This window comes from Roseixanthobacter psychrophilus (assembly GCF_043195195.1).
Classification (GTDB): domain Bacteria; phylum Pseudomonadota; class Alphaproteobacteria; order Rhizobiales; family Xanthobacteraceae; genus NCEH01.
Genome location: NZ_JBAFWT010000004.1, coordinates 199,916 through 224,624 on the forward strand (window position 1 = coordinate 199,916; position 24,709 = coordinate 224,624).

Genomic DNA, 24,709 nt, shown 5'->3' on the forward strand with positions numbered 1-24,709 from the left:
CCCGATCCGGGCGCGCGGGGCGCCTGGTTCAGTGTTGGAGGATCTTCGAGAGGAATCCCTGGGCGCGCTCGCTGCGGGGATGGGCGAAGAAGTCCTCCTTGAGGGCATCCTCCACGATCTCGCCCGCATCCATGAAGATCACCCGGTGGGCCACCTTGCGGGCGAAGCCCATCTCGTGGGTCACCACCATCATGGTCATGCCCTCCTTCGCCAGCTCCACCATCACGTCGAGCACTTCGTTGATCATCTCCGGATCGAGCGCGGAGGTCGGCTCGTCGAACAGCATGCACACCGGGTCCATCACCAGCGCGCGGGCGATGGCGACGCGCTGCTGCTGGCCGCCGGACAACTGGCCGGGATATTTTTCCGCCTGATCCTTCAGCCCCACCCGCTCCAGCAGCGCCATGGTTTTCGCCATGGCTTCGTCGCGCGAGCGGCCCAGCACCTTCTGCTGGCCGAGGCACAGATTGTCGGTGATGCGCAGATGGGGAAACAGTTCGAAATGCTGGAACACCATGCCCACCCGAGCGCGCAGGCGCGGCAGGTTGGTCTTGGGCGCGTTCACCGCCACGCCGTCCACCACGATCTCCCCCTCCTGGATCGGCTCCAGCGCGTTGACGGTCTTGATCAAGGTGGACTTGCCCGACCCCGAGGGGCCGCACACGACCACCACCTCGCCCGCATCCACGCGCGTGGTGCAATTCTTGAGAACGTGGAAATTCGCCCCGTACCATTTGTTGACGTTGGTGATGGAGATCATGGGCATGGGGGAGATCCTGACAGGCTCAGCGCGCGATGGCGATGCGGCGCTGAAGCCGTTTCACGAGCATGGAGGCCGTGAGCGAGATGATGAAATAGACCGCGGCCGCGAACAGGTACATTTCGGTCAGGCGGCCGTCGCGCTGCCCGATCTTTGAGGCCGCGCCGAGAAAATCGGTGATGGAGAGCACATAGACCAGCGAAGTGTCCTGGAACAGGACGATCATCTGCGTGAAGATGACCGGCAGCATGTTCCGGAATGCTTGCGGCAGCACGATGTAGCGCATCACTTGGCCATAGGTGAGGCCGATGGCATAGCCCGCCGCGGCCTGCCCGCGCGGGATCGACTGGATGCCGGCCCGCATGATCTCGGAGAAATAGGCCGCCTCGAACAAGGTGAAGGTGATGATGGTGGAGGAGAGCGCTCCCACCTGGATCGGCCGCGATGTCTGCAGCATCCATTGGCCGATATAGGGCATCAGGAAGTAGAACAGGAAGATCACGAGCACCAGCGGCAGGGCGCGCATGACGTTCACATAGCTCGCCGCGAGCGCCGGCAGCACCGGCAGGGAGGACAGGCGCGCCATGGCGATGAGCGTGCCGAGCAGCACCCCGCCGAGGGTTGCGATGGCGGTCAGCGTCAGGGTGAAGGTCATGCCCTCGCGAAACAGGTAGGGCAGGGCGCGGATGATGGTGTTGAAGTCGAAATCGCTGAACACGTTCATTTCCCCGCGTTGAAGCCGGGAACCGACAGGCGTCGTTCCAGAAACCGCATGCCGATGGTGACGACCGCGTTCAGCAGCAGATAGATGATTGTCGCGGCGGTGAAGGCCTCGAACACCTGGAACGAGAATTCCTGCATCGCCCGGGCGCTGCCGGTGAGTTCCATGAGGCCGATGGTCAGCGCCACCGAGGTGTTCTTGATGGTGTTGAGGAATTCGGACGTGAGCGGCGGCAGCATGATCCGGTACGCCATGGGCAGGAGAATATAGCGATAGGTCTGCGCGGTCGTGAGGCCGATCGCGGTTCCCGCCATGCGCTGGCCGCGCGGCAGGGCATTGATGCCGGCGCTGACTTGGGTCGCGACGCGCGAGGACATGTAGAAGCCGATTCCCACCACCGCCGTCAGGAACGGGCCGTAGCGCAATTGCTTCACCCAGGTGCCCCAGTCGTGGGGGAGCAATTCGGGAATGACGAAGAACCACAGGAACAGTTGCACCAGCAGCGGAATGTTGCGGAACAGCTCGATATAGGCATCGCACAGCCGCACCAGCCAGCGGAACCGCAGGGTGCGCGCCACCCCCACCAGCGAGCCGAACACAAAGGCCAGGAGCCAGGCGCAGATGGACGTGAGGATGGTCCACCGCAGGCCGCTCAACAGCATGTCGAGATAGGTTCCGTTGCCTTCCGGCGACGGCGCGAACAGGATGGCCCAGTTCCAGTGGTAATCCACGCACAGCACCTCGATTCAGGGCGACACGAACGGCGTGGCGGGACCGCCCGCGCTGTCCCGGCCGGGGCGGGCGAACCCGCCCCGGCCGGGCCTTGCGCGCACTCAGTAGGCGGCGGGATCGCCGCTGTCGGTCGGCGTTCCGAACGCCTTCTTCAGCGGCCCGCTGATGGTCACGTTCAGGTTGAGGTTCTTCGGCGGGATCGGCGACTGGAACCACTTCGCGTAGATGGTCGCCATCTCCGGGCTCTTGTAGAGCGCGGCGGTGGCTTTATCGACCACCGTCTTGAACGCCGGATCGTCGCGGCGCAGCATGATGCCGTAAGGCTCCGGCTTGGAGAAGGCATCGTCGGAAATCACATAGGCGGAGGGGTCCTTCGAGCCGGCGACGAGGCTCGACAGCAGGATGTCGTCCATCACGAAGGCCACCGCGCGGTCGGTCTCGACCATCAGGAAGGCTTCGGCGTGGTCCTTGGCGGGGACAATGTTGATGTTGAGCTTGCGCTCGGTATTCGCCTCATTGAGCTGCTTGATGTTGGTGGTGCCCGAGGTGGAAACCACGGTCTTGCCCGCGAGATCGGCGATCGACTTGATGTTGCTGGACTTCTTCGAAACGAACCGGCTCGCGGTCAGATAATGCGTATTGGTGAAGGCGACCTGCTTCTGGCGGTCGGCATTGTTGGTGGTGGAGCCGCATTCCAGATCGACGGTGCCGTTGGCGATCAGCGGGATGCGGGTGGCCGAGGTCACGGGCGTGTAGGCGACCTCAAGCTTTTCGAGCTTCAGATCCTTCTTCACCGCCTCGACCACCTTGGCGCAGATGTCCATGGCGAAGCCGACCGGCTTTTGATTGTCGTCGAGATAGGAGAAGGGAATGGAGGATTCACGATAGCCGATCGTGATCGTCCCGGTATCCTTGATCTTCTTGAGGGTCCCCGTGAGGTCCTGCGCCCCGGCGGGCAACGACAGGAATGCGGTGAAACAGCCGGCTATCAAGATTTTGCTGACGTTCATGTCATTTTCCTCTGGTCGTGACCGATGCGATGCCGCTTGGGTTGGCCATGGGGGCGATGCAAGCCCGGGACGCGAGGGACCGGCATGGCGGGCGATGCCCGATAAGCGGGCAATGCGGTCCGTTTTGGCGCAATGCCCACCCGAGACCCCCACGCCGCTCGCACATCGTCCCCGTCTTTCCCTTGGGCGCCATGACGCATGCGATGCTACAGCAGCCGCGGCGGAAGTCGAAAGCTTCCGTATGCACGCGGCGTGCCGTGCGCGCGGAGAGGTCGCGGGGGAGGGGCGGCGGGGGGATTTCCCGCGAGGTCCCAGGGGGGCGTAGAACTTCGCCTGAACTTCTGCAAGTTCGCCGGATTCGTTTGGCGAACAGCATGAAGAATCCGCCTAAAACTGAACTTCTTCTTCGCTCCGCCGATGTTTCACATGAAACATTTTATCCGCGGCAGGGCCCTTTTCAGCGCTGCCGAAACGTCAGGGCTCCTTTCCGCCCAACGGTTTGCGGCCGGCGGGGCACGGTACCCCGCCGGCCGGCGGCTCAGTTCATGGCCGGAAAGCTCAAGGGGCTCATTTCCTGAGCCGTCCTGCCATGGGGATCCCATTCCTGCCAGCCGGCCCAGACCCGCTCGCCTGCGGCCTGCGCATCCGCGCGGAGCTGGGCGAAGGAAATGCCCGGAATCCTGCCGCCTTCCATGCGCACGATGCCGTCGACGATCACCATGTCCACGTCATCGCCGATGCCGCAATCGACAAGGCTCTTGATGGGATCGCGCACCGGGCCGTAGCGCAGGCTGTCCCGACCGGTCATGTCGATGGTGACGATATCCGCCTTTGCTCCCGGCGCGAGACGTCCGAGATCCTTGCGACCGACCGAATGGGCGCCGCCCAGGGTCGCGGCGGCGAACACCTCGGCGGCGGTGGCGGCCTTCAGATTCTGGCTGGCGACCTTGCCCATGTAGGAGGCGTTGCGCATCTGCAGGATCATGTCGCGCGGATAGGTGTCTGTGCCGAGGGCGATATTCACCCCGGCCTTGCGATAGGACTGCCAGGAATTGAGGAAGCGCCCGCGCCGCGCCACGTTCACCGGACAATGGGAAATCGAGCATTGGTGCCGCCCCATGATCTCCAGATCATGGGAGCCGGAATAATTGGCCAGGGGATTGTCGGCGGTGAAATTTCCGTGGCCGATGTTCAGCGTGGACGACATCAGCCCCACATGCTCCAGAAGCTCGACCGACGTCATCTGGTGCTCACGGATGATGTCGAACACCTCGTGGATGTTGTAGGCGGCATGGATGGCGACCGGCAGATTGCGCGCCCGCGCCACCTCGGCCGCCTTGCGCATCAGCTCCACCGTGCAGGTCTCGATCTCACGCGGCACGAGGATGCCGCGCACCCGGCCATTGTGCGCGCCGTCGTTGCGGGTGATGAAATCGAGGGCGAGTTCGAATTCCCGCTCCCCGCCCGCCTCGTCCATGACGCGCACCAGCTTGCCGTTTTCCCCGCCGACCCAGCGCCCGCTGTCGAAGCCGGGTCCGAGGTAGGCGCGATTGCCGAGGGTGCCGATCTCCTCCAGCAGGGCCTCCTGCACCTTCAACTGGCTGCCGAACTCCACAAAGGTGGTGATGCCGTTGCGTAGCAGCTCGGCGGCGGTGAAGCGGGCGTTCAGCGTCAAGGCCTCTGACGCGGCCTTGTCATCCGGCCGCAGGTAGCGCACGTCGCCCCCCACCCGGGTGCCCTCGCGCGCCACGCTGATCTCCAGGAACGGCTGGCCGAAATAGTCCGGGCGCCCGACATCGCTGATCAGGCGGTGCGAGGCACGGTGGCCGGAATGCACGTGGGTGTCGATGAAACCGGGCACCACCAGGCGATTGCGGGCGTCGATCTCCTCGTCGACCTGTCCGTCGAAGCCTTCCCCGACGAACAGGATCGTGTTGCCCTCAAAGACCAACTCGCCGTTCCGCCACAGCGTATGGCCCGTGCCGTCATGACCCACGAGCCAGCCGCAGGTCATGCGGGTACGTTTCTCACCCATCGATCAGCTTCCTTGTTCGCTGGTGACTTCAGGAAAAAACAGGTCCTTCCAGCTCGCCGGGCGCTGCTTCAGCGTGCCGATGCGGGTGAGGAAGTCGGAGAGGGCACCGCTGTTCTTGGGCGCGGTGTTGTAGGCCATCTCCGGATCCTTGATGCACTCGACGATCAGCGCGAGCGGCAGTTTCGACTGCTCGGCCTTCAGATAGATCGCCGCTGCCTCTTCGGGATGCTCGGCAATGAAGCGGTTGGCCTCGTGCATGGCGGCGAAGAAGGCGGCATAAGTCTTCGGATTCTGGGCGCGGAACTTCTCCGTGGTCCAGGTGGCGAGCGCGGTGGTCGGGGTGCCGAACACGTCGGAGCTGGACCACACCTTGTGAATGCCGGGCTTGCCGCGCAATTGCTGGATGAAGGGCGCCGCGAACGTATAGCCGTCGACCACGCCGTTGTTGGTGAGGAGCGCGGTCGCGCCCTCGGGGCCGGCAAGTCCGACCGTCATGGCGTTGAACCGGTCGTGCTTGCCGACGCCGAATTCGCGCTCGGCGGCGATCTGCAGCATCACCGCCGGGAACGAGACCTTCACCGCCGGCAGGCCGATGCGATCCTTGTCGGTGATGTCGGCGAGGGTCTTCATGTTGGGATTATTGGTCAAAAGCTCATAGGGCATGGCCGAGAGCGCCACGATGCCGCGCATCGCCCGGTCGCCGGCATTCCGGGTCTTGTCCCAGGCGACCATCATGGCGGTGATGCCGCCGCCGCCGATGTCCAGCGAGCCCGACAGCAGGCCGTCGCCGATATCGGGCGCGCCGGTGAAATTGTGGATGTCCACCGGGATCGGCGCGAGCCCGGCCTTTTTCAGCTCCGCATCCAGCAGCCCCGCGTCGCGCATGACGTAGACCGGGAGATAGCCGAGCCCGAACTGCACGCCGATGCGAAGGGTCGAGACCTCCGCTCGCGCCGGCAGGGCCATGGCGACCACGACCAGCGCACTCGCTAACAATCGTTTCATCATAATGGTTCCCCTTGCGTTTGCGTCACATGCCCCAGCGACGGATGGTGAGGTTTTCGGCGGTGCGGAACACCACGCCCTCGAAGAACAGGCCGATCAGGATGATTGTGACGAGGCCGGCGAAAACGTTCGCCGTGTCCATCTCCGCGCGGCTTTGGTAGATGAACCAGCCGAGCCCGCCGGAATGGGACGAGACGCCGAACACCAGCTCGGCGGCGATCAGCGTGCGCCAGGCGAAGGCCCAGCCGATGCGCAGGCCGGTGAGGATCGACGGCACCGCCGACGGCACGAGAATGTGCGCCACCAGGCCGAGCCCGTGCAGGCCGAGGTTACGGCCCGCCATGCGCTGGGTCTGCGGCACGGCGAGAAACCCGGTGTGGGTGTTCAGCGCCACCGCCCACAGCACCGAATGGGTGATGACGAACACCAGGCTGAAATTGCCGATGCCGAACCAGATCAAGGCGAGCGGCAGCAAGGCGATGGCCGGCAACGGATTGAACATCACCGTCATGGTGCCGAGCACGTCGCCGCCGCCGGGCACGGTCACGGCCAGGGTGGTGAGCACGGCGGCGCAGAACACGCCGAGCGCATAGCCGCTGGCCAGCACCTGCAGGCTCGACCATACGCGTGCCGGGAGTTCTCCGCTGAGGCTGGAATTGACCAACGCCCGCAAAGTCTGCGACAGGGTCGGCACCAGCAGGGGATCGTTGAGATAGGTGGCATAGACCTCCCAGATCACCGCGAATGCGATGACCACCAGCAGACGGCGGATCGGCGCATGGTCGAGCGCGCGCCGCCACAGCGGCAATGCGCGGGCCACCGGCACGTCCTGCGGCAGCGGTGCCTCGATCACATTATCGATGTCCGGCCGGGCCGGCGGTTCGATGGCGCGCACGGGCTCAAGCATGACCGCGCTCCCCGAACAGGAGGGTGTCGATCCGCCGCCGCATGGCCGCGAATCGCTCGCTGCCGCGGTCGGACTCGGTGATGTCGCGGCAGTCGATTTCGGCCCTCACCCGGCCGGGATGGGGGGAGAGCACGACGATGCGGCTGCCGACCATGATCGCTTCGTCGATGGAATGGGTCACGAACAGCAAGCTGAAGCCGGTGTCGCGCCACAGGCGGATCAACTCCTCCTGCATCTGCTGGCGGGTGAGGGCATCGAGCGCGGCGAACGGTTCGTCCATCAGCAGCAGTTCGGGCTGCATGGCCATTGCTCGGGCGATGGCAACGCGTTGCTTCATGCCGCCGGAGAGTTCGTGCGGATAGGCATCGCGAAACCCGTCGAGCCGTACCGCGTCAATGGCTTCCAAGGCCCTCGCATTCGCCTCGGCGGTAGACAGCCCGGCGCCCTTGCGGAGCGCGAACGTTACGTTCCCCAGAACGGTTTTCCACGGGAGCAACTGATCGAATTCCTGAAACACCATCATGCGATCCGGTCCGGGCACGGTGATCGCGCGGCCATTGAGGCGGATGGTGCCGGAGATGGGTCGAATGAACCCGCCCACCGCCTTGAGCAGGCTCGACTTGCCGCAGCCGGACGGGCCGAGCAGCACCGTGCGCTCCCCGCGATAGACGTCGAAATTGATCCGATAGGCCGCGGTCACCTCGCTGCGTCGGGTCCGGTACCTGATCGTGACATCGTCGATCTGGAGCTGCGCTTGCATGAGTGGGTCAGACCCTATTTGTAAGTGCACTTATTATATAGGGATGACTGCAAGCAAACTTTGTGCCAGAAGGGCGCTCGACACAGCGCAGGGGGAAGTGGTGAAGCCGATATGCGGGGATGGGCATGGCCCGGCGGGCCAGGAGGGCGAGATCGAACTCACGGAACGTCCGGGGTTCTTGATCCGACGCTTGCATCAGATCCATCTGGCCATGTTCTACGAAGCCTGCGCGGGCCTGAATATAACGCCCGTGCAGTCGAGTATTCTTACCGTGCTGGCCCGGCATGACGGGTTAGACCAAGCCAATCTCGCGGCGATGATTGGGGTCGATCGGGCAACCGTTGGTCAAGTGATCCGGCGGCTTGCTGCGCGTGGCCTCGTCGACCGGGAAAACTCCAGCGAGGACAAACGGTTGAAGCTCGTGCGGCTGACCGACGAGGGGCGGGCCTTTCTGGATCGCATCGCCCCTCTTACCGCCGCGGCCCACCGGCGCATCCTTGCTGCGCTCACGGACGCGGAGCGCGCGCATTTCATGACCTATCTGAAGAAGCTGGTCGCAGCCGACAATGAGCACGGGCGGGCGCGGCTGCGCTGGGAGGCCGCGCTGCCCGATTAGACGGCGCGACCTGCCTGTTTTTTTCGCTTTCGTGCGTCTTACCTTCCCTTCCCCATGACGAGGTCAGGCAGTCCGGTTGCGATCTGCGGGAACAGGCACAGGAGAAGAACTGCGAGCATCATCAGCAACACGAAGGGCACGGTGCCCCAGATCACGTCCTTGAGCGGGATGTCGGGGGCGATGTTCTTGATGACGAAGATGTTCAGTCCCACGGGGGGATGGATCAGGCCCATCTCCATGACGATGGTCATCACCACGCCGAACCAGATCAGGTCGAACCCGGCGGCGCGCAGCGGCGGCAGGATGATGGGCGCGGTCATCAGGATGATCGACACCGGCGGCAGGAAGAAGCCGAGCACCACCACCAGCACCAGGATGGTCGCCAGCAGCAGCCATTTGGACAGGTGCAGGGCGACGATCGCCTCCGCCGCCGCTTGGCTGATGTGTAGATAGCTCATCACATAGGAATAGAGCAGCGACATGCCGATGATGAGCATCAGCATGGTGGATTCCCGCAAGGTGGAGGTGAGGATCGGCTCCAGCTCCCTCGGTGTCCACACCTGGTAGATCACGGCGATCAGCACCAGCGCCAGGATGCCACCGAGCCCGGCGGTCTCCGAGGGGGTGGCATAGCCGCCGTAGAGCGCCACCATGACGCCGGTGAGCAGCACCACGAACGGCAGCACCCGCGGCAGCGCGGCGAAGCGGTCGCGCATGGTGAGGCGGTCCTCGTGCAGGATCTGCGAAGCCACCCCGGTCTGCTCGTAGGCGATCTTGGCGCGGGCAAATTCCTGGCGGAAGCGCACCATGGCATAGGCCGCGAACAGCATCACCAGGAGCAGCCCCGGCCCGAGGCCGGCGAGGAACAGGCGGCCCAGCGACTGCTCCGCGGCGACCGCATAGAGGATCATGGTGATGGAGGGCGGCAGGAGGATGCCGAGCGTGCCGCCGGCGGCGATCAGTCCGGCGGCGAAGCTGCCGGAATAGCCGCGCTTGCGCATCTCAGGAATGCCCGCCGAGCCGATGGCCGAGCATGTGGCGGGCGAGGACCCGGCCATGGCGGCGAACAGGGCGCAGGCGAACACATTGGCGATGCCGAGGCCGCCGGGAATCTTGTGCATCCAGGCATGGAGCGCGGAATACAGGTCCTGCCCGGCGCGCGACTTGCCGATCGCCGCGCCCTTGAGGATGAACAGCGGGATCGAGAGGAGCGTGATGGAGGACATCTCCTCATAGACATTCTGCGTCACGGTATCGAGGGATGCCGCGGGCATGAAGCCGAGCATGAACACCACCGCCACCGCGCCGAGGGCAAAGGCGATGGGCATGCCGAGGAACATGGTGAGGAGGGTGGCGCCACCATACATGAGGCCGACAACGAGGGTGCTCATGGGCGCTTCCCCCCGACCGAGGCGCCCGCGATCTGGAGCACGATCTGGAGCGAGAGCAGGCCCATGCCGAGCGTCATGACCCCATAGGGGATCCAGAGCGGTGGCGCCCATGTGGAGGAGGAGACATGGCCATCGATCCAGGCTTCCTCCAGCAGGACGAAGGACTTCCAGGTGAAGAAGGCGCAGAAGGCGCAGAAGGCGCAACTGGCGAGATCCACCAGCAGCAGGCGCGCGCGATTGACATGCGGCGGCAGCAGGGCGCTCAGCGCCTCGATCGCCACGTGCCCGCGCCGGCTCTGCACATAGGCCGCCGTCATGAAGGTTGCGCCCACAAGCAGGAACACCGAGGCCTCGTCCTGCCAATAGGTCATTGCGCCGAAGGCGTGGCGCGCGGCCACGCTGTAGGACAGGATAAGGCCGGCGGCGACGAGCGCCAGCGAGGCCGCCAGCAAGATCGCCCGGTTGACCGCGGCCATTGCGCGTTCAAGCGTGGCGAGGAGCCGCCCGCTTTGATGCCGTGGCCGGTAGCCGGCCGCGGTCTCCGAGGAGGGTTCCGTCGCCGGGATCATGCCGCTGCCGCCAGTTCGAGCAGCTTGGCGCAGTTTGCGCTCTTGGCGGCGAAGTCCTTCCAGGCCGTCTCCTTGGCGATGACCACCCATTTGCTGATGATCTCGGGGGTCAGCATATGGACCTGGGCGCCGGCCTTCTTGAAGGTGACTTCGACTTTCTCGTCGTCGGCGAGCGCGCCTTGCAGACCGAATGCCTGCAGGTCGAGTCCGACCGCGGTGACGATTTCCTTTTCCTTGTCGGACAGGCTCTCGAAGACGGTCTTTGAAATCAGCAGCGGCTGGAAGGTGAACAGGTAGGAATTGCCGCGGCCGGTCGCGAGGTGCCGCGCTACTTCCTCGGTGCGGAACGACATCATACTGGTAGACGAGGTGATGGCCGCTTCGCAGATCCCCGTCTGCATGGCCACATAGAGTTCATTGGAGGGGAAGGAGACCACCGTGCTGCCGGCGTGCTGGAACACCACGTCCATCTCGCGCGAGCCGCCGCGCACCTTCACGCCCTTGGCATCCTCCGGCGCGACCACCGGCTGCGACTTGCTCACGCAGCCCGCCGCCTGCCAGACCCAGGTGAGGATCATAACGCCTTTCGCCGCGAGGGCGCTCTCCAGGGCCTGACCCGCGCCCTTGGTGCGCCAGGACAGGCCCTGCTCATAGGAAGTGATGATGCCGGGCAATTGGCCGATGTTGCATTCGGGGATTTCGCCTCCGGCATAGGCGATCGGGAACAGCGACAAGTCGAGCGCGCCCTTCCGCAAGGCGGAGAATTGCGCATTGGTCTTCATCAGCGACGAGCCGGGATAGACGTTGAACTTCAGCGCGCCTTCCGACCGCTTCTCCACCTCGGCGGCGAAGCGGTTCACCAGCTGATCGCGGAAATCGCCCTCGGTACCGGACGACCCGGGAAATTGATGCGAAATCTTGAGGATTCGAGCGTCTGCCCGGGCTGAACCAGTGCTGCGGATCACGAATGGCGCAGCGATGGCGCCGGACACAAATAGTCTGCGGCTGATCTTCATGGCGTCTCTCCCTTTAAGCTCCGGCATTGCGGAGCGGGACAGGATTTTCCTGTTCCCAATCTTGCGTCTTCGCGCCGAACCTTCGATGGGTCCGCGCGTCGTCACCTCGGGCGCCGGTCCGTACTCAGGCGGCGTTCTCCTTGGGGTCGTCCGCGCCCTGCGCGATCACGCCGCGCGCTTCCAGCTCCTGGATCTCCAGGGGGGAATATCCATACTGCTCCAGCACCTCACGCGTGTGCTGGCCAAGCATCGGCGGGGCACGCCGCAGCCAGCCGTCCTCTGCGCCTGCAAGCTTCAGGGGGCTGGAAAGCTGGGAGAGCAGGCCGAGGGTGGGGTGGGGCACGGTCTCGACAAGGCCGAGATGTGCGACCTGGGGATCGTTGAGCGCGTCTTCGACCGTGTTGATGGGACCGGCGGGAATCTCCGCCGCGACCAGGAGTTCGCTCCAATAGGCGCGAGTGCCCCGCGCCAGCTCCGCCTCGATGATTTCGCGCAGTTCCTGCCTGTGGCCCATGCGGTGCGCATTGTCGAGGAAGCGCGGATCGCTCTTCAGGTCCGGCCGACCGATGATTTCGCACAGCTTTAGCCACATATCCTGGGTGGCGGCGCCGATATTCATGTCGCCGTCAGCGGCGCGGAACACCCCATAGGGCGTGATGACCGGATGGACATTGCCGGTCGGCTCCGCCACCTCGCCGATGCTGAGATAACGCTGCCCCTGCACGCTGAGCAGGCTGACGAGGCTAGCGAGCAGAGAGGTCTCCACATGGTCGCCGCGACCGCTGTCCTGTCGTGCGATCCATGCGCTCAACACGCCGATCGCGAGCCACATGCCGGACGTGAGGTCGCCGATCGCGATGCCCACGCGCGTCGGCTCGGTGGTTCCGGTGAAGCTCATGAAGCCGGAATAGCCTTGCGCGATCTGGTCGAAGCCGGGGCGGGCACTCAACGGACCGGAGGAGCCGAACCCGCTGATGCTGGCGATGATCAGGTCCGGCTTGAGGGCGCGCAGCTCCTGTGGATCGAGGCCGAGCGCGGCCATGGTGCCGGGCTTGAAGTTCTCGAGAATCACATCGGACTTCAGCGCCATTTCGCGCAGCAGCCGGAGCCCCTCGGGGCTGCGGAAATTGAGCGCAATGCCGCGTTTGTTGTGATTTCCCGAGAGGTAATAAGCACTCTCGCCCCGGTCGAACGGCCCCCAGGTGCGGCTCATGTCGCCGGAGACGGCCGGCTCGACCTTGATCACGTCGGCGCCGAGATCCGCAAGGATCATGCTGCAGAAGGGGCCGGACAGGGCGCGGCTCAGATCCAGCACGCGCATCTTTTCCAAGGGCAGAGGCATGGCTCGTGTCGTCTTGCTCGTGAGGATCGGTTGGGTAGGGCCCAGCGGGGCTATTTCACGACCGCCAGATAGGAGGCGGGCAGTTGGTCCAGCAGCACGGAGACCAGCTCGGTCTGCAGCGTCAGGTGCTGCTTCATGAGGCTGTGGGCGTTCTCCTCCCGGCATTCGAGGATGGCTTGGGCCACCTGCTCGTGCTCGCGGGCGGACTTGCGCATACGCGCGGGGGTGGTGAGCCAATATCGGCGGTAGGGCGCAAGGCGCTTGCGCAGCAGCGTCGTCTGTTCGCTCAGGAAATCGTTGTGGCTGCCGCGATAGATGATTTCGTGAAAGGTGAAGTTGGCTTCCGCATAATCCTTGCCGGCGTCCGGTCCCTCGAGCTGACCGAGATCGCGGCAGCGCGCCATGGCGTGAGCGAGAGAATCGCGCTCGATCGTGGTCATGCGGGCTGCGGCGAGGGCGGCGCACATGCCTTCCAGCTCCGCCATCACCTCGAACATCTGCACCATGCGCTGGAGGGAGAGCGGCGCGACCACGGCGCCCACACGCTGGCGGATATGGACGAAATCGATCGCGGCCAATTGCAGGAAGGCCTCCCGGATCGGTGTCTTTGACACGCCGAACCGCTTGGCGAGGCTGACGTCGTCCAGCTTCTCGCCAGGTTCGAGGCGGCCCGAGACAATCTCCTGTTCGAGATAGCGGTAGATCGCGTCGGCATGGGTGCCGGACCCGCGAGGGGCGCCATGCTCCTGATTCTCCGCCAAATTGGACGCCGTCTCTTTGCGCAATATCCGCACTCCCTTTGAACCGATAATCCCAATAAAAATATTATTTGCAACTCTAAAAATATTATTGAGGGCATATGTTATCCAAACGGCAGGCGTGCCCCCCGTTCGCCCGCAAGACGAACCGTGAGGCACCTTCTAGCCGCCGCCTCAATTGGCCTCGCTCATATGACCTGCGGATACCCCGGCCCCTGAAATTGGGGGAAGGACGTTTATTCATATAAAATGTTTTTTATATCCATAAAAACATTTTATATGGGAAATGGTGGTCAGCGGGCGTCGGCGTAACGCAGAACGGAACGGATGATGAGTGGCGTGATCAAATTCGAGATGCAGGGCGTCATCGGCGTCGTCACTATCGACAATCCGGGAAAGCGCAACGCCCTCACCGTGTCCATGTGGCAAGCCTTGCGCGATCTGGTCCGCCGCCTGGACGACGAGCGCGCGTGCCGATGCATCCTGTTCACCGGAGGGGGCACCGTCTTCGCGGCTGGCGCGGATATCAGCGAATTCGAGCAGGAGCGTTCCACCCGGGAGCAGGTGACACGCTATCACGAGGTCTATGTCGGTCCCGCGCTCGAAGCCGTTCTCACCTGCGGCATTCCCACGGTGGCGAAGATCCGCGACACCTGCATGGGCGGGGGCCTGGAAATCGCTTCCCTTTGCGATCTGCGCATCGCCAGCACGGATGCAAAATTCGGCATCCCCATCACCCGCATGGGCTTTCCCTTGGCATTCGGCGAGACCGAACTGCTGTTCAAGCTGTTCGGCCGCAATGTGCTCGCCGAGCTGGTGCTGGAGGGCCGGGTCTTCGAGGCCCAGGAGGCGCTGGAGAAGGGCATCGTCCAGCGGGTGGTCGCGTCCGAGGCGCTGGATCAAGAGGCGATGGCGACCGCTTTGCGTATCGCCTCGGGGTCGCCGCTCGCGCATCGCAGCAGCAAGGCGCAATTGCTGCGGCTGCTGCGGGACTGGACCCCGGTCTCGGAGGCGGAGCGTGCCGCCTTCTATGATTTCGCCGAAACGCAGGACTACAAGGCCGGATACGCAGCGTTTCTGAAAAAGGAGCGAGCTCTGTTCGTGGGCGCCTGACGAGGCGCTGCGCCGCCTTTTTCGCCTGGCCTGCGTCGCTCACCCCATCACATAAGCCCTGTTGGCGCGGCGGTTTCCCGCCGCGCCGTGCGCCGGCTCACTTGAGGCCGAGCAGGCCGCGCATCTTGGAGAGATCTTCGGCGAGCGTGTTCACCGGGCCGGCGAGGGCCTTGCGGTCCTTCTTGCTGAGCTTGTCGTAACTTTCGAAGCCGTCCGCCGTCTTATACTTGACGAGGATGGTGTCCACCGAGGCGAAGTTTGCGTCCACCTTCTTGAGGAAAGCGTCGTTCTTGGTGTCTTTCGCCAAAAGGGGCTTGAACAGGCTGTAGACTTCCTGGGCGCCATCGATATTGGCCTGGAAATCCATGAGGTCGGCGTGGCTGTAGCGGTCTTCCTCACCGGAGATCTTGGTTGCGGCGACTTCCTCCATCAGCGCGGCCGCGCCGCCGACGACCTTCTCGGGCGGGAAGGTCAGGCCCTTCACGCGGGTCTGGAGATCGTTCACATCGGCCATCAGCTTGTCGGCCAGCGGGGCGAGGCCGTCCGTGCTGTTGGCGACATACAATCCGTATTCGATGCGGTGATAGCCGGTAAATCCTTTGTCCTTCTCCTTATTCGCATGGTCGTCGGCGCGGGAATCGATCGCGCCGTCGAGGTCGCTGAACAGTTCCGCAATCGGCTCGATCCGCTCGTAGTGGGCACGGCTCGATGCATAGAGGGATTTGGCCTTGGCAAGATCGCCCGCCTTCACTGCATCGGTGAAGGCCTTGGTGGCGGTGACGAAGGCATCCAGCTCCTGCGAGACATAGACCTTATATTGGGCGATGGGCGCGACGAGATCGAGCGGCGATACGGCCGCTCGCGCGCCGCCGACGCTGAGCGTCAGCGAGAGGGTGGTGGCGAGCATGAGGAGGGAACGCTTCATGGGCACGGATCTCCTGTGGGGATCGAATGAGGGCGAAGGATCTAGGTGTGCTCGCTCGCAGCCAGCAGACCTTGGCCGAGGAAGTCGGACGCGTGCGAAATCCCTGGAAGAGCGAAGAAATAGCCGCCGCCGATCGGCTTGATGTATTCCTCCAGCGGCTCACCATTCAGGCGTTTCTGGACGGTGATGAAGCCGCTCGCGAGGTCCGCCTGATAGGCGATGAACAGCAGGCCCATCTCCAGCTGTCCCGATTTCGAGATGCCGTTCGAATAGTTGAACGGCCGGCGCAGGATGAGATTGGCCTGGGAAGCGGGGGTGCGCGGGTTGGCGAGGCGGATATGGGCATCAAGAGGGGTCACCTTGCCCTCGGGATCAGCGGCATAGTCGGGCACATCGGTTTCAGAATCTCCGTGGAAGGGTGCGCCGCTCGCCTTCTTCCGCCCGAAGATCTCCTCCTGCTCTTCAAGTGGCGTGCGATCCCAGCGCTCCACGAAATTGCGGATGATGCGCACCACCTGGTACGAGCCGTTGGCGGCCCATGCGGGTTCAGGCCCGGCCTTGGTCCAGACGACGTGGTCCATCAGCGCCTGATCCGCAGTGTCGGGATTGGCTGAGCCATCGCGAAAGCCGAGGAAATTGCGGGCGTTTTCAGCCTTTGCGCCGGGCTGGACCGGGATCATCGGCACCGAGCCTTCCTGCTTCCAGCGCACCAGCAGAAGGTCCGGCAGGTTCTTCACGATGTCCCGCAGCGCGTGGATGTTGGTGTCCGCCGTGTTGGAGCAGAATTGCAGCAGCAGATCGCCGTGGCACAGGTCGGGATCGAGGGCGTCGTTGGGAAACTGCTCCATTGCGGCAAGGTGATGCGGCTTAACGGCCGATAGCCCGAAGCGCTCGTCGAACAGCGATGCGCCGAGGGAGAGAGTGATCGTGAGATTGTCCGGAACCACCACTGGCCCGAGGATGCCGGAATCCGCCGGAGGCAGCTTGGGGTCCAGTTCGGGCGGTGCGCCGCCTTGCATCAGAAAGGTGATGCGTTCGGTCAAAGTGCGGAACAGACGCTCCAGCTCCGGGCGGGTCTGTGCCAGCACATCGAACGCGACCACCATGCCCGTGGCAGGGCGGGGTGTGAGGATGCCGCTCTGGTGGATGCCGTAGAACGCCACCCGCTCAGCGGTGCGGCTGCTTTCGGGGGCGGAGGTGACATGCCCGGCCTCGCCGTTATCGGCGCGCGCGGGTGCAGCCATGCCGGACAGCAACCCGGTTGCTGCGCCGCTTGCGGCGAACAGGCCCTTAAGGAGGCTGCGACGGTCGGGGGAGGGGGGAAGATGAGGCCGTGTCATGGTGGGGAATGTCCAGAAGTGGTCAAACCAAGTGTTACCCCCAGCTTGTCCATATCCTCGCCGAGGGTATTGAGTGCTGCGGCCAGTGCGGCGCGCTGGTCCGGTGCGAGGGCTTCGAAGGATTGAAAGCCCGTGTCCGCGCGATGGGTCGCCAGCAGCGTGGCGAGCGCTGCACCATCGGCATTGATGCGCGCGGGAAGTCCGGGCGCCGCCTTCTCCACCAGCGGCCGCAGCAGGTTCGCGATGCCAAGCACGGCTTCGCTCTCCGCCTGGATGTCGGCGAGGTCGGAATGGGCATAGGTCTCGGCGCCGCCCATGGCTTCCAGGCCGGCAGCGCGGCGCATGAGGCGTGCGGCACCCATCACCATGCGTTCGGGCGTGAGTGACAGCGCGCCCATGCGCTGCTTGAGTTCTGTGGCATCGGCGGCCAGACGCTCCGCCGGCGCTGCAAGGCCCTCGGTCGAATTTTGCGCGAACAGGCCATATTCCAGCCGGTGCAGTCCGGCGAACAGCGGGTCGCCTTCGCGCTGCCTGAAATCTGCCGCGCGGGCATCGATCCGCGCGTCGAGATCGCTGAACAGGTCGGCAGAAGGAGCAAGGCGGGCATAGGGCTGCCGCGCCGCCGCATAGAGCGTCCGAGCCTTGGCGAGGTCGCCGGCCTTGATCGCCTCGGCGAGGGCCGCCGTGTCGGTGGCAAAATCCCCGGCCTGGCTGATGAGTTGTACCTGATATTCCGCAAGCGGGCCGATGAAGGCCAGCAGTGCCGGTTGGGCGGGGTCGTCCCCTGCGGCACTGGAAGGGGTGACAAGCAGCTTGCCGCGCGGATTGCTCAGGAGGCCGCAGGTAATGTCATAGGTGCCGGCGGCAAGGCGGGTCGTGATGGTCTGGGTAATACCGGGCGCGATGTTCTCGCGTTCCTCAACCACCATCACGCCATCCAGGATTTCCCATTCCATCACGCGGTTGGAGCGGTTGGTGATGGCGAAGGTGGCACGCCCGGCGGGGATTGTGAGTTGGGCGGGCTCGCATGTGGTGTCGGTCACGCTCACGGCCACAGCGCCGCTTGCCTCGGCGACCTTGCCGTGCTGCGCGAAGCGCGCCGCCCAATAGAAAGCGGCGAAGGCGATCACCAGGAGAAGCACGGCGCCGCCGATGGCGAGGCGCATCGCTCTGGGAGAGGGGAGACCCGAGCCTGCGGCGGGAGGTGTGGTGAGCGGTGAGCCAGTCATTTCGCGCCCTCGCGCTGGATCTTGGAGCGAGAGGCGGCCGGCTGGGGCTGCGGCGCGAGGAAGAGCGCCAATGTCGTCGTGAGGAACACGACATAAGCGATGACGGCGGTGACGCTGGGTGTGTCCTGATATCCCAAGAGCCCCGCAACGATGCTGCCGGGCAATCCGTCCGCGGGCAGGACGGCGGACAGGTCAAAGGCCGTCTGCTGCAGGTGGTTCCAGAGCCCGGCCTCGTGCAGCGAGCGCATGGCCCCGGCGAGGATGCCCGCAGCGACCACCAGGATGAACACGCCGGTCCAACGGAAGAAGCGGCGCAGGTCCAGATGAACCCCGCCAGCATAGATGCCGTAGCCGAGGGCGACCGCGCCCGTGAGCCCGAGCAGTGCGCCGATGGGCGCGCCCAGACCCTCGCTTTGCTGGAAGGCGGCAAGCAGAAAGAACACCGATTCCAATCCTTCGCGCGCAACCGCGAAGAACACCATGGCAATCAGCGCCAGGGTCTGATTTCGCTCGGAAAAAGCGGCATCTATGGAGGCCTGCAGCTCACTCTTGATGGCGCGGCCCATCTTGCGCATCCAGAACACCATGGAGGTCAGCACAAATACTGCCACCAGGCCGACGGCGGCCTCGAAAGCTTCTTGCAGTTTCTGTGGAAATTCTGCGCTCGCAAACTCGAGCATGGCCCCAACCAGCAGGGACAGGGCAACCGCCAAGAGGATGCCGACCCAGATGGCGGGCATCCAGGCCTCACGCCCTGTCTTTTTCAAATAACCAGCAATAATACCGACGATCAGAGCCGCCTCGATCCCCTCGCGCAGCATTATGAGAAAAGATACTAGCATTCTAGTGTAATCCGAGGGACGTATTACGTAACGTAAATTTCGACGTGATGTCGACATTAGCAATACTATTATCTCCTCTGCGGAGATGTGGCCACAGCTGGTGACAATTTCATAAATTGAATAATTCTAAAGTCAGAAACTGACGTCACGGAACATTCAGAGTCATTGTAAGATGCTAAAAGTCCAGGAGATATTTTAACTCGATGGGTCTGACTTCCTTAGGATGCGGGACGGTAGAATGAAATTTGAACAACAACTAAGAAAAATTGGTTCCTGATCTGATCTTCCGCTTGCTGGGGTGTCGCGGAATCAATAGACTTTATGGATCGTTGTTTGTTTCTGAATCCAGGGGCCTTGCGCCAATGTCCGTGGCTTTGGCGTTTCAATTTTGCAACAGGGCGAGATCAATTTTGGGCCCGCGTGCAGATATGTGGCGACAAACGGTCTGGCGGGTTGATATGAGGGCCGAGTCCCGGCCAAATGATATGATATCTCATTTGCAAAGGTGGGTCCGGCGGAGTCCGCTTCGGCCGAGCTTGGGCGTTGGTAGGGGGAAGAATATGATCGAAACGGCTGCAGGCCGCCTTGTTGTAAGTGGATGGCCGACTACTGCGCGCCGGGTGCGATCGCTGCTCCTCGGCGTTGCGACCGCCGCGTTGCTGAGCGGGTCCGCAGCCCTGGCTGCTGATGTTCAGACCAAGGCTCAGGTCGCTGCGGAGGCTCCGGCGGATGAGGCCGCCCCGTCCATCGCCCCTCAACTCGGCTGGCTCGGCGATTGGGGCGGCGCGCGCACCAAGCTCGCGGATGCAGGCATCCAGTTCGGTGTGAACTATATCGGCGAAGTGTGGAGCAACACCCGTGGCGGGCTCGGAACCGGGACCGCTTATAACGGCCGCTTCCAGTTCACCATGGACGCCGATATGGGCAAGCTGTTCAACTGGAACGGCGCGATTTTCCACGTCAGCGCGCTTCAAATCCAGGGGTCGGACTTTTCCGGCCAGTATCTCGGCAACATCATGGGCGTCAGCAATGTCGACGCTCTATCCTCGACCCGCCTGTTTGAACTTTATATCGAGCAGGGCTTTGCCGATGGGAAGGCAAACCTGCGATTCGGCCAGTTGTCCGCCGATTCGGAATTCGCCATCAGCGATAATGGCAGCCTGTTCCTGAACTCCACCTTCGGCTGGCCGGCCTTGTTCGCCGCCGATCTGCCGAGCGGCGGACCGGCCTATCCGCTCGCCACGCCGGGTGTACGGCTGAAACTGACGCCGAATGACAATTTCTCGTTCATGCTGGGCGTATTCAGCGGAAATCCTGCGCCATGCTGCGGTGATCCGCAGGTTGAGAACAAGTACGGCACCAGCTTTGTCGTGGACGAGGGCGTGTTCGTGATCGGCGAGGCGGCCTACAGCTATAACAAGGACGCCGACGCAAAATGGCTGCCTGGGACCCTCAAGGTCGGCGGCTGGTACAATTCCAATTCATTCCCGGATCAGCGGTATGATATCTTCGGCGTCTCACTGGCGAGCCCGGATTCGAACGGAATCGCCCAAGAGACCAGCGGTGATTATTCCTTTTATGCGATCCTGGATCAGATGATCTATCGCAAGCCGGGCACCAAGGATCAGGGCATCGGCATCTTCGGGCGGGTCACCGCAGCGCCGAACGGGCAGAACGAAATCAGCTTCTACGCCGACGGCGGTGTCAACTTCAAAGGCATGGTGCCTGGCCGTGACGACGATTCCTTCGGCGTTGCCTTCGGGACCTCGCGCATCTCTTCGGCCGCGCGCGGCCTCGATCGGGATACCGGGTTCTACACCGGCTCATATTTCCCCGTTCGCAGCAGCGAGACGGTGCTGGAAGTTACCTATTCCGCCCAAATCACGCCCGGCTTCACCATCCAGCCGGATTTCCAGTACATCTGGAATCCCGGGGGCGGCATACTTGATCCGAACGATCCGACTGGCCTGACGACCATCAAGAATGCGGCGGTCTTCGGGGTACGCACGACCATCAATTATTGACGTTCCACCGCTCCTCCCCTGCTGCAATTGAATGCGTCAGGGGTGGGAAGCGCGCAGCATATTTAGATAAGGCCGGAGCCGTTAAGACGGCTCCGGCCTTATCTTTGAGCGCATACTGGCATTGGAGGGTATTGGCTGAGGGTATTGGCGCTGCCACGATGGTCGCGACGCAGGCGGTCATGCCGATCGCCGGGGCAAGCTCGTCGCCTTGGCCCATGCACGTCCAGCGTGGCCGACGCTTCGGGAGGGCGCACTACCTGCCCGTCCTGACATTTTTCCCCGCCGTTTCTTGCCGTTCTGTTCCCTCCGTGACCGAAGTCCAGAGCAGGGAAAGGCTCGGCAGACGGGCTGTGCCGCCTACCCCGAGGGCTCTCAAGCCGGATGCCTTCAGTAGAGCCCAGCGTTCACGTTATTGGCGTGGCGAGGCGCACCCTGTGTGGCCCCGGCGGTGCCGGGGCGGGGCGCCGGGCGGGTCTTCTTGCGCGGCGGTGCGGGAGCCAGCGCGGCAACCACTTTCGGCGCGCCCGGCTTGTTCATCGCGATCAATTCGGAGACCGTGGCGAACTTGTAGCCCTTGGCGATCAAGGCATCGAGCACGCGCGGCATCGCAGCGACGGTTGTGGCGTGGATGTCGTGGGCGAGAACGATGCTGCCGGGTCGCACCTGCTTCATGATCTGGTCGTAGATGCTCTGGGCTTCGCGGATCTTCCAGTCCAGCGGATCAACCGACCAAAAGATCAGCATCATATCGTACTTCTGTACGATGTGCTGCTGCAGCGCCGGCGTCATGGCCCCGTAGGGCGGGCGCAGATAGATCGGCTTCTTGCCGGTCGCACTCTCGACTGCGGCGGCGGTATCCTCGATCTGCTTATCGGCGGCGGCAAGGGTCAGTTTCGGCAACTGGGGGTGGTTCCAGGAATGGTTGCCGATCTCATGGCCGGCCGCCGCAATGGAGCGAATCACATCGGGATATGCAGCAGCATTGGTTCCGAGAACAAAGAAGGTCGCCTTGATGTTACGCTCGGCGAGAATCTTCAGAAGCTTGGGCGTGGTTTCCGGATTCGGGCCGTCGTCGAAAGTGAGGGCGATATAGGGGCTATCGACCTCCATCGAGCGGTACGAGGAGGGACGCGCCACCGGAGCGGCAGGTTCGAGCGCGGCGGGGGGCGCCGCCATTGCCATAGCCGGCGCGGTGCCCTGAGCTGGTAAGGCGGCGACTGGCGTCGCAGTACCGGCCGGTGGGATCGGCGGCAGGGCAGGAAGCGTGGTGTGTGCCTGGGCGATCACGGGGCCAGACGGAGCGGCCGTAGGCACGGCAACCGTGGACGGGAGGCCGGGCAGCGCGCGCACGGACCCGGTCGTCGTTGGAGCCGCCGCGGCGACCTGGGAGGGTGCCGGTTGCGCCGCAGGCGCGGGAAGCAGCATCTGATAAAAGGCCACCCCGATGCAGAGCGCGCCTGATACCCCTATTGCGGATAATGTCAAAAGCCGCTTCACGGCGCCGACTTTCTATGTTTGAAGCTTAAACCCTATCGCAGTCTCATCCTTCTTGTGTGGATAAATCGTGAAGCGCAAGTGGCGGCGACGTGTCAAGCCCGTGCCATTCTGCAAATCTGGGTTTCCAAATCTCGAGGCCAAGTCGGTCGTCCTAGAGCATTCAAGCTTGAGAATGCTCAGTTTTACTGCCTGGCAGCGGTAAGCAGTGACGCCGCCGGATGCCCGGGCATTGAGCCAATGTTTAGGTGCTCGTATCGTAAGGGAAGGGCACGCGGGCGGCGGCATTCAGGGAACCCGCTTCTTCTCCAGCTTGCGGGCCAGTGTGCGGCGGTGCATGCCGAGGCGCCGCGCGGCTTCCGAGATATTGAAGTCGGTTTCAACCAGCGTCTCGTGAATCCGCTCCCATTCGAGATTCTTCAGCGAGGTGGGGCGGGCGCTGACGGCGATGGAGGTATCGCCATCGACCCGGTCGAAGGCGGCCTCGATATCGTCGGAATTGGCGGGCTTCGCCAGATAATGGCAGGCACCAAGCTTGATCGCCTCCACCGCCGTGGCGATGCTGGCGAAGCCGGTGAGCACCACGATCTTCATTCCCGGATCGTGCTGATGCAGCGCCTTTACGCATTCCAGCCCCGACCCGCCTGCAAGCTTGAGGTCGACCACGGCATAGCCCGGGGACTGGGTTGCAAGAAGCGCCACGATACCTTCGAGGCGGTCGCTGGTAAGGACTTGATATCCCCGCCGCTCGAACGATTTGCGCAGCGCCCTTGCGAATACGGCATCGTCCTCCACGATCACCAGCACGCGCCTATCGTCCATCATCAGCTCCAAGCGAAAGCGCGGCGAACGGCAGGGTTAGAGTGACGACCGCGCCACCGTCGGGGTCGTTCTGTGCGACAACGCTTCCGCCAAGCTTGCGGACGACGTTGACCACCAGGAACAGGCCGAGGCCGCCTCCGGGCCGGCTCTTGCTCGAACGATAGGGCTTGCCGAATTCTGCCAGCATGTCCAGTCCGAAACCGGGACCGGCGTCGCGTACCACGATCACGAAATCGTTCGCTCGCTGGAAGACCGCGACATCGACCCAGTTCGGCGAGGCTTCCAGCGCATTGTCGAAAACATTGAAGATCACCTGCTTCAGCGCCGGATCCGAGATGATCGCCGCACTCGAAAGGATCGTGTTGCTATAGTCCAGCCGTGCCGGCGAACGGCTGCTGCGCCACTCCTCCACCAGTTCGTCAAAGAAGCCGCGGGCTGTGGTGTGCACCGTGCCTTCGCCGCGCGCCTCGCCCGAGGACATGAGGATGCCCGAAACGATCGACTTGCAACGGTCGAGCTGGTTTTGCATGTCCGCGAGTTCGCCAGCGAGTTCCGGATCAGCCTTGAAAACCGCCATCCGCCGCCAGTCGGAGAGGATGACGGAGAGCGTGGCGAGCGGCGTGCCGAGTTCGTGGGCGGCGCCGGAGGCCAGCAGGCCGAGACGGACGATATGGTCCTCCTCTGCCGATTGCTGGCGCAGATGCGCAAGGTGCGCATCGCTGGTGCGGAGATTGAAGTTGATGCGGGTGATGAACAGCACCAGCAGGGTCGCTGCCAGCAGGAAGCAGACGAACATTCCATCGACGTGCAGGTCCAGCAGCTTCAGGTTCGGCTCATGGGCGGGGAGCAACAGCCTGCGGAAGCTCGTGGTGAGCCAGAGATAGCAGCCGATTGTGACGGCCACCAAGGTCCAGGTGGACCAGACCTCCAGCAGCACGGCGGCAAGGCTGATCTGCAGCAGATAAAGCGAGATGAACGGATTGGTGGCGCCGCCGGTGAGATAAAGCTGTGCGGTCAGAGCCGCGACATCCAGCAGCAACTCGAGAAACAGCTCGGTATTGGTGACGGTCTCGCTCTTGAAATGCCTGAGGGCGCTGACGAGGTTGAGGCCGACCAGGAACAGGATGATCGCCGTTAAATCCGCGAGCGGCAGCGCGACCTCAAACCAGAATTTCACCACCAGAATGGTCACCACCTGGCCGATCACGGCCAGCCAGCGCAGTTGGATCAGCAGCGCGAGATTCTGTTTGTTGGCAGAATCGTGGATCGAGGTCGTCATGGTCCTGATCCCGTCCCGT

The 24,709-nt window shown here is 63.5% G+C and carries 23 protein-coding genes; 3 read left to right on the forward strand and 20 right to left on the reverse strand.

What is annotated here, in order from left to right; all coding sequences use genetic code 11:
- Positions 1–28: 28 nt before the first annotated feature.
- The 8 genes from V5F77_RS06515 to V5F77_RS06550 form a co-directional block, all read right to left on the reverse strand.
- The gene (locus tag V5F77_RS06515; RefSeq protein ID WP_429004595.1) at positions 29–760 is read right to left on the reverse strand and encodes an amino acid ABC transporter ATP-binding protein; all 732 of its coding nucleotides are present in this window, start codon (positions 758–760) and stop codon (positions 29–31) included.
- 25 nt (positions 761–785) lie between these two features.
- Positions 786–1,478 (reverse strand): amino acid ABC transporter permease, encoded by a 693-nt coding sequence (locus tag V5F77_RS06520; protein WP_429004523.1) that lies wholly within the window; start codon positions 1,476–1,478, stop codon positions 786–788.
- 2 nt (positions 1,479–1,480) lie between these two features.
- Positions 1,481–2,212 (reverse strand): amino acid ABC transporter permease, encoded by a 732-nt coding sequence (locus V5F77_RS06525; protein ID WP_429004524.1) that lies wholly within the window; start codon positions 2,210–2,212, stop codon positions 1,481–1,483.
- 102 nt (positions 2,213–2,314) lie between these two features.
- The gene (locus V5F77_RS06530; protein WP_429004525.1) at positions 2,315–3,223 is read right to left on the reverse strand and encodes an amino acid ABC transporter substrate-binding protein; all 909 of its coding nucleotides are present in this window, start codon (positions 3,221–3,223) and stop codon (positions 2,315–2,317) included.
- Between the two features lie 538 nt (positions 3,224–3,761).
- Positions 3,762–5,258, reverse strand: a complete 1,497-nt coding sequence (locus V5F77_RS06535) for a chlorohydrolase family protein (protein WP_429004526.1) — start codon at positions 5,256–5,258, stop codon at positions 3,762–3,764.
- Positions 5,259–5,261: 3 nt separating this feature from the next.
- Complete coding sequence (locus tag V5F77_RS06540) at positions 5,262–6,266, reverse strand: ABC transporter substrate-binding protein (RefSeq protein WP_429004527.1); 1,005 nt, start codon at positions 6,264–6,266, stop codon at positions 5,262–5,264.
- A gap of 22 nt (positions 6,267–6,288) precedes the next feature.
- The gene (locus tag V5F77_RS06545) at positions 6,289–7,170 is read right to left on the reverse strand and encodes an ABC transporter permease (protein WP_429004528.1); all 882 of its coding nucleotides are present in this window, start codon (positions 7,168–7,170) and stop codon (positions 6,289–6,291) included.
- Positions 7,163–7,930 carry an ABC transporter ATP-binding protein gene (locus V5F77_RS06550; protein WP_429004529.1) on the reverse strand — a complete coding sequence of 256 codons (768 nt, stop codon included), beginning with the start codon at positions 7,928–7,930 and terminating at the stop codon, positions 7,163–7,165. The genes V5F77_RS06545 and V5F77_RS06550 overlap by 8 nt, the downstream gene beginning before the upstream one ends.
- A 211-nt stretch (positions 7,931–8,141) precedes the next feature.
- Between V5F77_RS06550 and V5F77_RS06555 the strand changes: the two genes are divergently transcribed.
- On the forward strand, positions 8,142–8,546 hold the full coding sequence (locus V5F77_RS06555) for a MarR family winged helix-turn-helix transcriptional regulator (RefSeq protein ID WP_429004530.1): 405 nt from the start codon (positions 8,142–8,144) through the stop codon (positions 8,544–8,546).
- 38 nt (positions 8,547–8,584) lie between these two features.
- On the opposite strand, the gene V5F77_RS06560 is transcribed toward V5F77_RS06555, so the two are convergent.
- From V5F77_RS06560 to V5F77_RS06580, 5 genes are all read right to left on the reverse strand, one after another.
- Positions 8,585–9,937, reverse strand: coding sequence for a TRAP transporter large permease (locus V5F77_RS06560; RefSeq protein WP_429004531.1), 1,353 nt, complete (start codon positions 9,935–9,937; stop codon positions 8,585–8,587).
- Positions 9,934–10,506: a TRAP transporter small permease gene (locus tag V5F77_RS06565; protein WP_429004532.1), complete on the reverse strand. Its 573-nt coding sequence runs from the start codon at positions 10,504–10,506 to the stop codon at positions 9,934–9,936. The genes V5F77_RS06560 and V5F77_RS06565 overlap by 4 nt, the downstream gene beginning before the upstream one ends.
- Complete coding sequence (dctP, locus tag V5F77_RS06570; protein ID WP_429004533.1) at positions 10,503–11,522, reverse strand: TRAP transporter substrate-binding protein DctP; 1,020 nt, start codon at positions 11,520–11,522, stop codon at positions 10,503–10,505. The genes V5F77_RS06565 and dctP overlap by 4 nt, the downstream gene beginning before the upstream one ends.
- Before the next feature lie 124 nt (positions 11,523–11,646).
- Positions 11,647–12,864, reverse strand: coding sequence for a CaiB/BaiF CoA transferase family protein (locus V5F77_RS06575; protein ID WP_429004534.1), 1,218 nt, complete (start codon positions 12,862–12,864; stop codon positions 11,647–11,649).
- A gap of 50 nt (positions 12,865–12,914) precedes the next feature.
- Positions 12,915–13,625, reverse strand: a complete 711-nt coding sequence (locus V5F77_RS06580; RefSeq protein WP_429004535.1) for a GntR family transcriptional regulator — start codon at positions 13,623–13,625, stop codon at positions 12,915–12,917.
- A gap of 324 nt (positions 13,626–13,949) precedes the next feature.
- Between V5F77_RS06580 and V5F77_RS06585 the strand changes: the two genes are divergently transcribed.
- Positions 13,950–14,735, forward strand: coding sequence for an enoyl-CoA hydratase/isomerase family protein (locus tag V5F77_RS06585; RefSeq protein ID WP_429004536.1), 786 nt, complete (start codon positions 13,950–13,952; stop codon positions 14,733–14,735).
- Positions 14,736–14,832: 97 nt separating this feature from the next.
- Here the strand turns inward: V5F77_RS06585 and efeO (V5F77_RS06590) are convergent, their stop codons facing one another.
- From efeO (V5F77_RS06590) to efeU, 4 genes are read right to left on the reverse strand one after another with little or no spacing between them, the layout of a single operon-like run.
- Positions 14,833–15,660 (reverse strand): iron uptake system protein EfeO, encoded by an 828-nt coding sequence (gene efeO, locus V5F77_RS06590; protein ID WP_429004537.1) that lies wholly within the window; start codon positions 15,658–15,660, stop codon positions 14,833–14,835.
- Between the two features lie 41 nt (positions 15,661–15,701).
- On the reverse strand, positions 15,702–17,000 hold the full coding sequence (gene efeB / locus V5F77_RS06595; protein ID WP_429004538.1) for an iron uptake transporter deferrochelatase/peroxidase subunit: 1,299 nt from the start codon (positions 16,998–17,000) through the stop codon (positions 15,702–15,704).
- A complete protein-coding gene (gene efeO, locus V5F77_RS06600) occupies positions 16,997–18,229 on the reverse strand; it encodes an iron uptake system protein EfeO (RefSeq protein ID WP_429004539.1) in 1,233 nt (410 codons plus the stop codon). The genes efeB and efeO (V5F77_RS06600) overlap by 4 nt, the downstream gene beginning before the upstream one ends.
- Positions 18,226–19,071 carry an iron uptake transporter permease EfeU gene (gene efeU / locus V5F77_RS06605; RefSeq protein ID WP_429004596.1) on the reverse strand — a complete coding sequence of 282 codons (846 nt, stop codon included), beginning with the start codon at positions 19,069–19,071 and terminating at the stop codon, positions 18,226–18,228. The genes efeO (V5F77_RS06600) and efeU overlap by 4 nt, the downstream gene beginning before the upstream one ends.
- Positions 19,072–19,631: 560 nt before the next feature.
- Here efeU and V5F77_RS06610 point away from each other — a divergent pair.
- Complete coding sequence (locus V5F77_RS06610; RefSeq protein ID WP_429004540.1) at positions 19,632–21,095, forward strand: carbohydrate porin; 1,464 nt, start codon at positions 19,632–19,634, stop codon at positions 21,093–21,095.
- 387 nt (positions 21,096–21,482) lie between these two features.
- On the opposite strand, the gene V5F77_RS06615 is transcribed toward V5F77_RS06610, so the two are convergent.
- The 3 genes from V5F77_RS06615 to V5F77_RS06625 form a co-directional block, all read right to left on the reverse strand.
- Positions 21,483–22,271 (reverse strand): polysaccharide deacetylase family protein, encoded by a 789-nt coding sequence (locus V5F77_RS06615; protein ID WP_429004541.1) that lies wholly within the window; start codon positions 22,269–22,271, stop codon positions 21,483–21,485.
- A gap of 606 nt (positions 22,272–22,877) precedes the next feature.
- Positions 22,878–23,411 carry a response regulator transcription factor gene (locus V5F77_RS06620; protein ID WP_429004597.1) on the reverse strand — a complete coding sequence of 178 codons (534 nt, stop codon included), beginning with the start codon at positions 23,409–23,411 and terminating at the stop codon, positions 22,878–22,880.
- Complete coding sequence (locus V5F77_RS06625; protein ID WP_429004542.1) at positions 23,401–24,690, reverse strand: ATP-binding protein; 1,290 nt, start codon at positions 24,688–24,690, stop codon at positions 23,401–23,403. Before V5F77_RS06625 ends, V5F77_RS06620 begins: the two co-directional genes overlap by 11 nt.
- Between the last annotated feature and the right edge of the window lie 19 nt (positions 24,691–24,709).